General features: G+C 46.0%; 11 protein-coding genes. All 11 read left to right on the top strand.

What is annotated here, in order from left to right; all coding sequences use genetic code 11:
* The first annotated feature begins 77 nt into the window (after positions 1 to 77).
* The 11 genes from MOB98_RS13470 (at position 78) to rlmN (ending at position 12,490) form a co-directional block, all read left to right on the top strand.
* Positions 78 to 2,750 carry a calcium-translocating P-type ATPase, SERCA-type gene (locus tag MOB98_RS13470; RefSeq protein ID WP_268358668.1) on the top strand — a complete coding sequence of 891 codons (2,673 nt, stop codon included), beginning with the start codon at positions 78 to 80 and terminating at the stop codon, positions 2,748 to 2,750.
* An 82-nt stretch (positions 2,751 to 2,832) separates the two neighbouring features.
* Complete coding sequence (locus MOB98_RS13465; protein ID WP_268358669.1) at positions 2,833 to 3,708, top strand: YicC/YloC family endoribonuclease; 876 nt, start codon at positions 2,833 to 2,835, stop codon at positions 3,706 to 3,708.
* A 76-nt stretch (positions 3,709 to 3,784) separates the two neighbouring features.
* On the top strand, positions 3,785 to 4,054 hold the full coding sequence (gene remA, locus MOB98_RS13460) for an extracellular matrix/biofilm regulator RemA (RefSeq protein ID WP_003154355.1): 270 nt from the start codon (positions 3,785 to 3,787) through the stop codon (positions 4,052 to 4,054).
* Positions 4,055 to 4,061: 7 nt separating this feature from the next.
* A complete protein-coding gene (gene gmk / locus MOB98_RS13455) occupies positions 4,062 to 4,676 on the top strand; it encodes a guanylate kinase (protein WP_268358670.1) in 615 nt (204 codons plus the stop codon).
* Positions 4,677 to 4,679: 3 nt separating this feature from the next.
* Complete coding sequence (gene rpoZ, locus MOB98_RS13450; protein ID WP_003221520.1) at positions 4,680 to 4,883, top strand: DNA-directed RNA polymerase subunit omega; 204 nt, start codon at positions 4,680 to 4,682, stop codon at positions 4,881 to 4,883.
* Positions 4,884 to 4,963: 80 nt separating this feature from the next.
* Positions 4,964 to 6,184 (top strand): bifunctional phosphopantothenoylcysteine decarboxylase/phosphopantothenate--cysteine ligase CoaBC, encoded by a 1,221-nt coding sequence (gene coaBC, locus MOB98_RS13445; protein ID WP_268367107.1) that lies wholly within the window; start codon positions 4,964 to 4,966, stop codon positions 6,182 to 6,184.
* Positions 6,181 to 8,598: a primosomal protein N' gene (gene priA, locus MOB98_RS13440; RefSeq protein ID WP_268367106.1), complete on the top strand. Its 2,418-nt coding sequence runs from the start codon at positions 6,181 to 6,183 to the stop codon at positions 8,596 to 8,598. The genes coaBC and priA overlap by 4 nt, the downstream gene beginning before the upstream one ends.
* Positions 8,599 to 8,624: 26 nt before the next feature.
* Complete coding sequence (gene def, locus MOB98_RS13435; RefSeq protein ID WP_268367105.1) at positions 8,625 to 9,107, top strand: peptide deformylase; 483 nt, start codon at positions 8,625 to 8,627, stop codon at positions 9,105 to 9,107.
* Positions 9,108 to 9,111: 4 nt separating this feature from the next.
* Positions 9,112 to 10,065 (top strand): methionyl-tRNA formyltransferase, encoded by a 954-nt coding sequence (fmt, locus tag MOB98_RS13430; RefSeq protein WP_268367104.1) that lies wholly within the window; start codon positions 9,112 to 9,114, stop codon positions 10,063 to 10,065.
* Complete coding sequence (gene rsmB / locus MOB98_RS13425; protein WP_268360652.1) at positions 10,052 to 11,395, top strand: 16S rRNA (cytosine(967)-C(5))-methyltransferase RsmB; 1,344 nt, start codon at positions 10,052 to 10,054, stop codon at positions 11,393 to 11,395. Before fmt ends, rsmB begins: the two co-directional genes overlap by 14 nt.
* Positions 11,396 to 11,398: 3 nt before the next feature.
* Positions 11,399 to 12,490, top strand: a complete 1,092-nt coding sequence (rlmN, locus tag MOB98_RS13420) for a 23S rRNA (adenine(2503)-C(2))-methyltransferase RlmN (protein ID WP_268367103.1) — start codon at positions 11,399 to 11,401, stop codon at positions 12,488 to 12,490.
* Positions 12,491 to 12,493: the final 3 nt, after the last annotated feature.

Raw genomic sequence — 12,493 nt, 5'->3', positions numbered from 1 at the left:
ATGAAATGGGACGAGTCAGAATAAGCATGCTTATAGAGTGATATCTCTATATGAGCGCAGGGGAGTGGACGAGCGGAATGAAGTTTCATGAAATGGGACAAACAGATTTACTAGAGGCAACCAACACGTCCATGAAACAAGGATTAACAGAAAAAGAGGTGAAAAAACGCCTCGATAAGCATGGACCAAACGAGCTGCAAGAGGGAAAAAAAACATCAGCGCTTCTTTTGTTTTTGGCGCAGTTCAAAGATTTTATGGTGCTTGTGCTTCTGGCGGCAACGTTAATCTCAGGATTTCTTGGCGAATACGTAGACGCGGTTGCGATTATTGCGATTGTGTTTGTGAATGGCATACTCGGTTTCTTTCAAGAAAGGCGTGCTGAGCAATCTCTTCAGGCTTTAAAAGAGCTTTCAACACCACATGTTATGGCGCTCAGAGAAGGAAGCTGGACAAAGGTTCCTTCTAAGGAGCTTGTGCCGGGTGATATTGTGAAATTTACAAGCGGGGACAGGATTGGTGCAGACGTTCGAATTGTCGAAGCGAAAAGCCTTGAAATAGAAGAATCAGCGCTGACCGGGGAATCAATCCCAGTTGTGAAGCATGCCGATAAATTGAAAAAACCGGATGTTTCACTCGGCGATATTACGAATATGGCATTTATGGGAACCATTGTGACCCGCGGCAGCGGTGTCGGAGTCGTCGTTGGCACAGGAATGAATACGGCAATGGGGAAAATTGCCGACATGCTGGAATCGGCAGGAACACTGTCAACCCCGCTGCAAAGAAGACTGGAGCAGCTTGGAAAGATTTTAATTGTTGTTGCGTTGCTTTTGACCGTACTTGTCGTTGCTGTCGGTGTCATTCAGGGGCACGATCTGTACAGCATGTTTTTAGCGGGTGTGTCGTTAGCAGTTGCCGCTATTCCGGAGGGACTCCCGGCGATTGTGACAGTGGCGCTGTCGCTAGGCGTACAGCGGATGATTAAGCAAAAATCAATCGTAAGAAAGCTGCCTGCGGTTGAAACGCTTGGGTGTGCTTCTATTATTTGTTCAGATAAAACAGGGACAATGACGCAGAACAAAATGACAGTGACACATGTCTGGTCTGGAGGAAAAACATGGAGAGTAACTGGAGCCGGCTATGAACCGAAAGGAAGCTTCACACTAAACGAAAAAGAGATCAGTGTGAATGAGCATGCGCCGCTTCAGCAAATGCTGCTGTTCGGCGCGCTGTGTAACAACTCCAATATTGAGAGAAGAAATGGCGAATATGTGCTTGATGGAGATCCAACGGAGGGAGCGCTGCTCACCGCAGCAAGAAAAGGCGGTTTTTCAAAGGAATTTGTTGAATCTCATTACCGGGTGATTGAAGAGTTTCCGTTTGATTCTGCACGGAAAATGATGACTGTCATTGTCGAGGATCAGGACAGAAAGCGGTATATCATTACAAAAGGTGCACCGGATGTGCTGATGCAGCGCTCTTCCCGTATTTATTATGACGGCTCAGCGGCACTTTACTCTAATGAGAGAAAAGCAGAAACTGAGGCGGTATTAAGACAGTTGGCCTCCCAGGCGCTCAGAACGATAGCAGTTGCCTACAGGCCGATAAAAGCAGGGGAAACACCGTCTATGGAGCAGGCTGAAAAAGATTTGACGATGCTCGGCCTTTCGGGCATTATTGATCCGCCGCGGCCGGAAGTCAGACAGGCAATTAAAGAATGCCGTGAAGCGGGAATTAAAACCGTCATGATTACAGGCGATCATGTGGAGACCGCGAAAGCGATTGCGAAAGATTTGCGTCTCCTCCCGAAAAGCGGCAAAATCATGGACGGACAGATGCTGAACGAACTTTCCCAGGAAGAGCTTTCTCATGTAGTGGAGGATGTGTATGTATTTGCCCGCGTTTCTCCTGAGCATAAACTAAAAATCGTAAAAGCCTATCAGGAGAACGGGCATATTGTGGCGATGACGGGAGACGGCGTTAATGATGCTCCTGCCATTAAACAAGCCGATATCGGAGTCTCTATGGGCATTACCGGGACAGATGTGGCCAAAGAAGCGTCATCTCTTGTTCTTGTGGACGATAATTTTGCGACGATCAAATCAGCCATAAAAGAGGGCAGAAACATCTATGAAAATATCAGAAAGTTTATTCGGTACCTGCTGGCGTCTAACGTCGGAGAAATTCTTGTCATGCTGTTTGCAATGCTGCTTGCCCTTCCGTTGCCGCTCGTGCCAATTCAGATTTTATGGGTCAACTTGGTGACGGACGGATTGCCGGCAATGGCGCTCGGCATGGATCAGCCGGAAGGAGACGTGATGAAACGGAAGCCGCGTCATCCGAAAGAAGGGGTGTTTGCCCGCAAGCTTGGATGGAAGGTCGTATCCAGGGGATTTTTAATCGGGGCTGCCACTATTTTAGCCTTTATCATTGTATATCACCGGAATCCGGAGAATTTGGCTTATGCTCAGACGATCGCGTTTGCCACATTGGTGCTGGCTCAGCTTATTCACGTTTTTGACTGCCGCAGCGAAACCTCTGTTTTTTCCAGAAATCCGTTTGAAAATCTGTACTTACTCGGCGCGGTATTGTCATCAATTTTGCTGATGCTAGTCGTGATCTATTATCCGCCGCTTCAACCGATTTTCCATACGGTTGCCATCACGCCGGGAGACTGGATGCTTGTCATCGGTATGTCCGCCATCCCTACTTTTTTGCTGGCTGGGTCACTTTTGACAAGAAAAAAATAAATTCATATGATATAATCTTAGGGGTAATAGCATGTCTATTGCCCTTTTATTATGAGAACAGGGAAGAATTGGGTGTTTTAAAATGATACGAAGTATGACAGGCTTCGGCAGTGCAAGCAAAACACAAGATGATCTCTCTGTAAGCGTTGAACTTAAATCTGTGAACTACAGATTTAAAGAAGTGAACGCTCGTTTGCCAAGGCCTTTGCTATATTTTGAAGATAAGCTGAAACAGACCATTCTGCAGCATATCCAGCGCGGAAGAATTGAGCTTTTCGTATCCGTTGACAGCGATATGCTTGTTGAGAAAAGGCTTGACATTGATTGGCCGCTGCTCGATGAATATGTCGCAGCTGCGGGAGAAATGAAGAAAAGGTATCAATTGTCTGCAGAGCCTGATGTAATGGATTTCTTTAAGCTTGACCATGTCGTCCAGATTCATGAAGAACAGGCGCAAAATGACAAGCTGGAGGCGTTAATCACAGCTGCTGCAGAGGAAGCGGTAAAAGAACTCTGTGAAATGCGTGAAAAAGAAGGGCAGCTTTTAGCAAAAGACTGTCTGCTGCATATTGATCAGCTTGAAGAGCTGGTGAAAGAGACCGAATTGCTGGCAGCGGATGTCGTATCTCGTTACCGGGAACGGCTGTACGCCAGAATAAAAGAATGGACTGAAGACGTGTTAGACGAGAGCCGGCTTGTAACAGAATGCGCTATTTTTGCAGACCGCTCTGATATCTCTGAAGAGATTACAAGGCTGAAGAGCCACTTTGCCCAGTTTCGTGATATATTAGCTGGAGGCGGAGCTGTCGGGCGCAAACTCGACTTTCTCGTTCAGGAGCTGAATCGGGAAGCAAATACAATTGGCTCAAAAGCAAATGATCATCAGATCACAAAGCTTGTCGTCGAAATGAAAAGTTCTATTGAAAAAATAAAAGAACAAGTGCAAAATATAGAATAGTGACTGTGCGTATTGTTTACAGACGGTCTTACTAGGCTAAACTAGAGACGTCTATTTTACAGGGGGAACGTAGAAGATGACGATTAAACTGATTAATATCGGATTTGGCAATATTATCTCCGCCAATCGGATGATTTCGATTGTCAGCCCGGAGTCTGCGCCAATCAAACGGATGATCCAGGATGCAAGAGACCGCGGAATGCTAATTGACGCTACATACGGGCGAAGAACCCGTGCAGTTGTCGTCATGGATAGTGATCACATTATCTTATCTGCCGTCCAGCCTGAGACAGTTGCACACAGACTTTCTGTTAAAGAAGAAATTATGGATGAAGGGCAGGGATAGTTGCCGCATGAAAGAAAGAGGGTTATTAATCGTTCTCTCAGGTCCCTCAGGAGTTGGTAAAGGAACGGTTCGGCAAGCGATCTTTTCGCAGGAAGACACAAAATTTGAATACTCGATTTCAGTAACCACAAGAAACCCGCGTGAGGGCGAAGTGAACGGAGTCGATTATTTTTTCAAAACAAGAGAAGAATTTGAGCAAATGATTGCAGACAACAAGCTGCTTGAATGGGCGGAGTATGTCGGCAATTATTACGGCACGCCTGTCGATTATGTTGAACAGACGCTTCAAGAAGGAAAAGACGTCTTTTTAGAAATCGAAGTTCAAGGGGCTCTTCAAGTAAGAAATGCTTTCCCGGAAGGCCTGTTTATTTTCCTTGCGCCTCCAAGCCTTTCTGAACTGAAGAACAGAATCGTGACAAGAGGAACGGAAACTGACGCTCTCATTGAAAATCGAATGAAAGCCGCAAAAGCTGAGATCGAAATGATGGATGCTTATGATTATGTCGTTGAAAACGATAATGTCGAAACGGCTTGCGATAAAATCAAAGCAATCGTTCTCGCTGAACATTTGAAGCGCGAGCGCGTTGCACCAAGATATAAGAAAATGCTGGAGGTTGAATAACAAATGTTAGATCCGTCAATTGACTCTTTAATGAATAAATTAGATTCCAAATACACGCTCGTGACGGTTTCTGCGAGACGTGCCCGTGAAATGCAAATCAAAAAAGACCAAATGATTGAACATACGATTTCACACAAATATGTAGGCAAAGCTTTAGAAGAAATTGATGCAGGCCTGCTTTCGTTTGAAAAGGAAGACCGCGAATAGTAGCACAAGTAGCAACCTATATCATGTAGGTTGTTATTTTTTTCCGTGCGGTTTTGTAAAGTGCAGAGGGGGAGAATTCATTGCTTAACAATCGAAATGTGTTACTTTGCGTGAGCGGAGGCATCGCTGTCTATAAAGCCTGTGCATTAACGAGCAAGCTTGTTCAGGCAGGAGCAAATGTCAAAGTGATTATGACTGAGTCAGCTTGCCGATTCGTTTCACCGCTGACATTTCAGGCATTGAGCCGCCACGAAGTCTATACAGATACATTTAAAGAACAAAATCCAAGCGTCATTTCTCATATTGATGCTGCAGACTGGGCCGACTTGGTTATCGTGGCGCCGGCTACGGCTAATGTGATTGGAAAAATGGCTAACGGCATCGCTGATGATATGCTGACGACGACATTGTTAGCAACGACGGCCCCCGTTTGGATCGCGCCGGCCATGAACGTTCACATGTATGACCATCCGGCAGTCAAACGGAATATTTCTGTCCTTTATCAGGACGGTTATCGTTTTATCGAGCCTAGTGAGGGCTATTTAGCATGCGGTTACGTCGGTAAAGGCAGATTGGAAGAACCCGAAAATATCGTGAAACTGGCCGAAAAGCATTTTGCTGACGAAAAAGTCGCTCCTTTAGAAGGCAAACATGTAGTTATCACAGCTGGCCCGACAAGGGAAGCGGTTGATCCTGTCCGATTTTTCACCAATAAATCAACGGGCAAAATGGGATACGCATTAGCGGAGGCGGCTGTCCAGCTCGGCGCGCGGGTAACCTTAATCTCTGGCCCTGTTTCGCTTGATCAGCCTAAAGGCCTTGCTCAGTTTATCCCTGTTCAATCGGCTGCAGATATGCGCGAAGCGGTGCTCTCTGTGTATGGCTCAAGCGATATTGTCATCAAAACAGCTGCGGTAGCCGATTTTACGCCGAAAACAGTTTTTGATCATAAAATGAAAAAACAAGACGGCGGCATGACCTTAGAACTGAAAAGAACGGTCGATATATTAAAAGAATTAGGCGAGAAAAAGCAGGAGCAGCTATTGGTCGGATTTGCAGCTGAAACCCAAGACGTTGAACACTATGCCCGTAAAAAGCTCGCCTCCAAAAATCTTGATATGATTGTGGCAAATGATGTGAAAGCAAATGGAGCCGGTTTTGGTGCTGATACGAATATCGTGACAATCTTTTTCAAAGACGGGCGCAAACGCGAGCTTCCGATCATGTCTAAGCTTGATGTTTCCTTTGAAATCCTTCAGGAAATTGCAGCCCTCTCAAAACAAACCGGAGAGCACTCATGAATTTTGCCGAAGTCATTGTTGATGTCAGCACCAAAAATATAGACAGGCCTTTTGATTACAAAATCCCAGATCATCTCAAAGGCATGATCAAAACGGGCATGCGGGTCATTGTTCCGTTTGGCCCCCGTAAAATTCAAGGGTTTGTGACAGCTGTCAAAGAAGCATCTGATCTCACGGGGAAATCTGTCAAGGAAGTGGAGGACTTATTAGATCTTACACCTGTTTTGACAGAGGAGCTTATGAATCTGTCATCATGGCTGTCCGACAAAACGCTGTCTTTTAAAATAACGGCGCTTCAAGCGATGCTGCCAGCCGCATTAAAGGCAAAATATGAAAAAGAGTTAAAAATCGCACACGGCGCCGATCTTCCGCCGCAAGTGGAACGGCTGTTTTCTGAAACAAAGACTCTGCTGTATTCAGATATACCCGATCATGATACGCTGAAAATGATTCAAAAGCATGTTCAAAAAGGCAGCATTGACGTGACGTATAAAGTCGCGCAAAAAACCAATAAAAAAATGGTCAGACACATTCAGGCCAATGCAAGCAAAGAAGAGCTGGCCAAGCAGGCTGAGGGACTATCCCGCCAAGCCGCCAAGCAGCAGGCAATTCTTCACTTTTTCATCGCTGAGCCGGAAGGTGTAAAGATCCCTGCAGCAGATTTGTGCAAAAAAACGGACGCGAGCTCTGCGACCATTAAAACACTTATCCAAAAGGGGCTATTGAAGGAAACGTATGAAGAGGTTTACAGAGATCCCTATCAGGACAAAATGTTCAAAAAAACAGAGCCGCTGCCGTTGACAGACGAACAGAGCGCAGCCTTTGAGCCAATACGTCAGACATTGGACAACAATGAGCATAAAGTGTTCCTCCTTCACGGCGTGACAGGAAGCGGAAAAACGGAAATTTATCTGCAATCGATTGAAAAAGTACTGGCGAAAGGAAAAGAAGCCATCGTCCTTGTGCCGGAAATATCGCTGACGCCGCAGATGGTTAATCGCTTCAAGGGACGTTTCGGCTCTCAGGTGGCAGTCATGCACAGCGGATTATCCACAGGGGAAAAATATGACGAGTGGCGTAAAATCCACCGGAAGGAAGTGCGGCTTGTCGTCGGCGCCAGGTCGGCTATTTTTGCCCCGTTTGAAAATCTCGGAATGATTATCATCGATGAAGAGCATGAATCCTCGTATAAACAAGAGGAAATGCCGCGCTATCATGCGAAAGAGGTGGCAATCAAACGGGCTGAGCATCACAGCTGTCCTGTTGTGCTAGGCAGTGCTACGCCAACATTAGAGTCATATGCGCGGGCGCAAAAGGGTGTGTACGAGCTTCTTTCGCTCAAGCATCGCGTTAACCGCCAGGTGATGCCTGAGGTTTCGCTTGTCGATATGAGAGAGGAGCTCAGAAATGGCAATCGTTCAATGTTTTCAGTTGAATTGATGGAAAAGCTTGAAGAAACGATTGCCAAGGGTGAGCAGGCTGTCCTGTTTTTAAATAAAAGGGGCTATTCTTCCTTTGTGATGTGCAGAGATTGCGGATATGTCCCGCAATGCCCGCACTGCGACATTTCCATGACGTACCATCGTTACGGCCAAAGGCTGAAATGCCATTATTGCGGACATGAAGAGCCTGTTCCGCATACTTGTCCCGAATGCGCAAGCGAGCATATCCGCTTTTTCGGAACGGGAACGCAGCGAGTGGAGGAAGAGCTGACAAAAGTGCTGCCAAGTGCGAGAGTGATTCGGATGGATGTTGACACGACATCGCGGAAAGGCGCCCATGAAAAGTTATTGTCAGTTTTCGGAGAAGGAAAAGCGGATATTCTTCTCGGAACGCAAATGATCGCGAAAGGGCTTGATTTTCCGAATGTCACACTTGTCGGAGTGCTAAGTGCCGATACAACACTTCATATTCCTGATTTCAGGTCAGCCGAAAAAACATTTCAGCTGTTAACGCAAGTCAGCGGCCGGGCAGGCAGGCATGAAAAGCCCGGACACGTCATCATTCAAACGTACACGCCATCCCACTACAGCGTCCAGCTGACGAAGACGCACGATTATGAAACGTTCTATCAGCATGAAATGGCGCACAGGAGAGAGCAATCTTATCCGCCCTATTACTATTTGGCTCTTGTGACTGTTTCTCATGAGGAAGTGGCGAAAGCTGCTGTCACAGCTGAAAAAATTACCCACTTTTTAAAAGCAAACTGCGGAGCTGACACGAAAATTCTCGGACCGAGCGCGTCGCCGATAGCCAGGATCAAAGATAGATATCGCTATCAATGCGTGATAAAATACAAACAGGAAAACCAGTTATCCGCTTTATTAAAGAGGATACTGGAACATTATAAACGCGAAATTGAACAAAAGCATGTAATGATTTCAATTGATATGAATCCTTATATGATGATGTAAGATCTCACGTCTTGGAGGGTAACAAATTGGCAGTAAAAAAGGTTGTCACACATCCTGCTGAGGTGTTGGAAACACCTGCGGAAACCGTGACTGTTTTTGATAAAAAATTAAAAAAACTGCTTGACGACATGTACGACACCATGCTTGAAATGGATGGAGTAGGGCTGGCAGCGCCGCAGATCGGCATTTTAAAAAGAGCGGCTGTCGTAGATATCGGGGATGACAGCGGCAGAATTGATCTCGTTAATCCCGAAATTTTAGAAAAAAGCGGTGAGCAAACCGGAATTGAAGGATGCCTGAGCTTTCCTGGCGTCTATGGTGATGTCACACGTGCCGATTATGTCAAAGTGCGTGCGTTTAACCGTCAGGGAAAACCGTTTATTCTGGAAGCGCGGGGCTTTTTGGCGAGGGCCGTGCAGCACGAAATGGACCATTTAGACGGTGTGCTGTTTACATCTAAAATCAGTAAATACTATACAGAAGATGAACTAGCGGATATGGAAGGATGATTTGATGACGAGAATCGTATTTATGGGGACGCCGGATTTTTCAGTTCCTGTTCTAAGAACCCTGATTGAGGACGGATATGAGGTAGTGGGGGTCGTCACACAGCCGGACCGTCCGAAGGGCAGAAAAAAAGTACTGACACCTCCTCCGGTAAAGGAAGAGGCTATGCGTCACGGCATCCCGGTTCTTCAGCCGGAAAAAGTCAGATTGAAAGAAGAAATTGAGAAAGTGCTGGCATTAAAGCCGGATCTTATCGTAACGGCAGCGTTCGGACAAATTCTGCCTAAGGAGCTTCTTGACAGCCCGAAATACGGCTGCATTAACGTTCACGCGTCTCTTTTGCCGGAACTGCGGGGCGGGGCTCCGATCCATTACTCTATTTTGCAGGGAAAGAAAAAAACCGGTGTCACCATTATGTATATGGTAGAAAAATTGGATGCCGGCGATATGATCTCAAAAGTGGAAGTGGACATTGAGGAAACCGATAATGTTGGAACGCTGCACGATAAATTAAGCGTAGCTGGCGCGAAGCTATTGTCTGAAACGATACCAAACGTCATTGCCGGAACCATATCACCTGAAAAGCAGGATGAAGAGAAAGCGACATATGCGCCTAATATCAAAAGAGAGCAAGAGCTGCTCGACTGGTCCAGAACGGGCGAAGAGCTTTACAACCAGGTCCGCGGCTTAAATCCTTGGCCAGTTGCCTATACGACGTTAAACGGGCAAAACTTGAAAGTATGGGCGTCGAAAAAAACACCCGCACAAACAAAAGCTGAGCCCGGCACAGTCGTTGCAGTTGAAAAGGAAGGAATTATTGTTGCCACAGGTAATGATACGGCCCTGTTATTAACCGAACTTCAGCCGGCCGGCAAAAAACGCATGAAAGGCGAGGACTTTGTGCGCGGCGCTCATGTTGAAGCCGGTGATGTGTTAGGAGTATACAATGAAAAAAACTAGTGTTCGTGATATCGCCCTAGAGGCGCTGATCAAGCTGGAACAAAACCAGGCATACAGCAACCTTCTACTGAAATCGGTCATTAAATCAAATGAACTGAGTGATCAGGACAGAGGGCTTTTGACTGAACTTGTCTATGGTACATTGCAAAACAAGATCGCGCTCGATTATATGCTCAAACCGTTTATCAATAAGCCTCAAAAAGTAAAGCCTTGGGTGATTCAGCTTCTGCGCCTATCCTTATATCAAATGGAGTATCTGGAGAAAATTCCAGACAGGGCGGCCATTCATGAAGCGGTTGAGATTGCTAAAATCCGCGGGCATAAAGGCATTGCTTCATTTGTCAACGGTGTGCTTCGTTCTATTCAGCGCGAAGGTGTTCCATCCTTTGACGCTATCGAAGATCCTGTCCGCCGGCTGGCGACAGAGACAAGCCATCCGATATGGCTTGTGAAAGAGTGGGCGGATGCATATGGATTTGATGCGGCCGAAAAGATTTGCCGGATCCACCTCATTCCGCCGAAGCAGACACTGCGTGTCAATCAAATGAAAACAGACAGAACGCATTTGCTTGATCAAATGGCTGCCGAGGGAATCGAAGTTGAAAAAGGCGATCTCGCTGAAGACGCTGTGAAGCTCTTAAAGGGAACAATTGCTGGAACTCATTTCTTCCAAAACGGCGAAGTTTCCATCCAGGATGAGAGCTCCATGCTCGTCGCCCGCGCCCTTGACCCTAAGCCTGGTGAAACGGTGCTTGACGCGTGTGCGGCGCCTGGCGGGAAATCGGCTCATATTGCAGAATTAATGGAGAACAAGGGAAGTGTTACGTCGCTTGATCTTCACAAACATAAAGTGAAGCTCATCAAAGAAGCGGCAGACCGGCTTGGCCTTACAATCATTGACCCGAAAACAATGGATGCGAGAAAAGCTGGGGAAACGTTTGAAAACGAAAAGTTTGACCGGATATTGGTTGATGCCCCATGCTCAGGCTTCGGCGTCATAAGAAGAAAGCCGGACATGAAATACACGAAAAAGCCTGACGACAGTGCGCGGCTTGCTGAAATCCAGCTGTCGATTTTAAGGGAAATCGCTCCATTAGTAAAAAAAGGTGGCAATCTTGTCTACAGTACGTGTACAATGGATCGGACAGAAAATGAAGAAGTAATACATGCGTTTATACAAGAACATCCTGATTTTGAACCCGATTTGTCTCTTGAAAAGCGGCTGCCCGAAAAGGCGAGACCCTTTGTTCGGGATGGAAGGCTACAAATCCTTCCTCATTATTTCGGAACAGATGGTTTCTTTATTTGCAGCATGAGAAAGAAGGGATAAGCAATGGCAGAACTTAAAAAAACAAAAGTAAGAAAAGAATTGCGGACAGAGCGTCCGTCTATTTATTCTTTTGAATTAGATGAAATCAAACAATGGCTGACAGACAACGGAGAGAAACCTTTCCGTGCTGCTCAGATCTTTGAATGGCTATATGAAAAACGCGTATCTTCTTTTGATGAAATGACAAACCTGTCAAAGGATCTGCGCGAGAAATTAAACACTCATTTTGTGTTAACTACGCTGAAAACAGCTGTTAAACAAACATCCCAAGACGGTACAATGAAGTTTTTGTTCGAGCTTCATGACGGTTATACGATCGAAACCGTTTTAATGAGACACGAGTATGGCAATTCTGTATGTGTAACGACACAAGTCGGCTGCCGTATTGGCTGTACATTCTGTGCATCAACGCTCGGAGGTTTAAAACGAAACCTTGAGGCTGGTGAAATTGTCGCTCAAGTAGTCAAAGTTCAAAAAGCACTTGATGAAACGGATGAACGTGTCAGCTCAGTCGTCATCATGGGTATCGGTGAACCTTTTGATAACTTTAATGAAATGCTCGCTTTCCTGAAAATCATTAACCACGACAAAGGCTTGAACATCGGTGCGCGCCATATTACGGTCTCTACAAGCGGAATCATCCCGAAAATTTACGAATTCGCTGATCAGCAAATGCAGATTAACTTTGCGATTTCACTGCACGCGCCAAATACAGAAATCCGTAGCCGTTTGATGCCGATTAACAGAGCATATAAATTGCCTGATTTAATGGAAGCCGTTAAATATTACATTAACAAAACGGGACGCCGTATCAGCTTTGAATATGGACTGTTCGGAGGCGTAAACGACCAGGTCGAGCACGCTGAAGAGCTTGCCGACTTGCTGGAAGGAATCAAATGCCATGTGAACTTGATTCCGGTAAACTATGTGCCTGAACGGGACTATGTGCGCACACCGCGTGATCAGATTTTTGCTTTTGAAAAAACGCTGAAATCCCGCGGAGTAAATGTCACAATCCGAAGAGAGCAAGGACATGACATTGACGCAGCCTGCGGTCAGCTTCGCGCGAAGGAGCGTCAAGACGAGACGAGGTGATGA

The organism is Bacillus sp. N13C7 (assembly GCF_026790065.1).
Taxonomy (GTDB): Bacteria; Bacillota; Bacilli; order Bacillales; family Bacillaceae; genus Bacillus.
Note: the sequence above shows the minus strand (reverse complement) of the source record. Positions and strands in the feature narration are given on the sequence as shown.